Source organism: Stenotrophomonas sp. P5_B8, assembly GCF_054049855.1.
The window spans coordinates 1-544 of record NZ_JBFULO010000883.1; the positions used below are offsets into that span (position 1 = coordinate 1).

Here is a 544-nt window from a genome sequence, read left to right on the forward strand (position 1 = left end):
CGACGTCGATGCTGTCTCCACTGCCGATCCGCTGGACACGTTGGCCAAGGCCCGGATCGAGGCGCATTACTTTCGCCACAACGCGTTTCTCCTGCATGGCCAGCTGCTGMGCGATATCGACCGCATCCGCCACCTGCCGGGTGTGATCGTGCAGGGGCGCTATGACATCATCTGCCCCGCCCGCAGCGCGTGGGACCTGGCCTGTGCCTGGCCCGAGGCCCGGTTGGAGATGGTGTTGTCCGGGCATGGCGCTACCGAACCGGCCACCGCCGACGCGCTGGTGCGTGCGACGGACGATTTCGCCGACCAGATCAGCGGGCCATCGGCGCATTCGATTCAACGTTGAGATGTCGTGACGCGTGGTGGTGATGCGTCTGAAATCGACCTGCAGGAAATGACATGAACCCCTGGATCACCCTGCCCCGTACGTTCTACCAGCGACACCCGACCCAGGTCGCCCCGGACCTGTTGAACAAGCTGCTGGTGCGCGACGACGGCCGCGCCGGCCGCATCGTCGAGGTGGAAGCGTATGCGGGCAGCGAAG

General features: G+C 65.4%; 1 protein-coding gene and 1 pseudogene. Both read left to right on the top strand.

Annotated elements, in window-relative coordinates:
- A pseudogene (locus tag ACXJKH_RS21985) lies at positions 1-346 on the top strand (prolyl aminopeptidase); the annotation flags it as partial.
- Positions 347-399: 53 nt separating this feature from the next.
- Positions 400-544 (top strand): DNA-3-methyladenine glycosylase (locus ACXJKH_RS21990; RefSeq protein WP_457322564.1); only part of this gene is annotated, 145 nt, incomplete at its 3' end.